This is a genomic window from Dellaglioa sp. CoH-57-MRSF-18, assembly GCF_056781995.1.
In genome coordinates this window covers 1-359 of the sequence record NZ_JBXAXX010000135.1, presented here as the reverse complement: position 1 = coordinate 359, position 359 = coordinate 1, and the positions used below count along the sequence as shown (strand labels likewise).

General features: G+C 51.3%; 1 protein-coding gene. It reads right to left on the bottom strand.

The features are described from left to right. Positions 1-86: 86 nt before the first annotated feature. The coding region (locus AC1RPG_RS08435; protein WP_481762539.1) for a hypothetical protein at positions 87-359 on the bottom strand (273 nt) is incomplete at its 5' end.

The window sequence follows — 359 nt, the reverse complement described above, 5'->3', positions numbered from 1 at the left end:
ATTCAATACTTATTGATACTATAACACAACCAGCACTCGATTGCTAGTATTAAATTGGGAATTTCTGGTAACGTGCACACAATATACTACAGCACACCCATTCGGCGGTGCATCTCGTCAATAGAGCCAGCGGTTTCCAACAACGTCCGATGCTGCATCCAGCCGCCAGTCAGGTTCTGCGACGGATAGTTGAAGGCAGTTGCAATAGCCTGATGTTCAAGAGGGCTGGCGTGCAGCGGACGACTTTCGACCAGACGACGATACAACTCAAGGTCCTTGGCCAATAGAGGATTTTGTCCGTCATGCGTCAGGTACGAGACGCGGGCGCAACGAGCAGCCGACATCGCGATCAGCTCGTG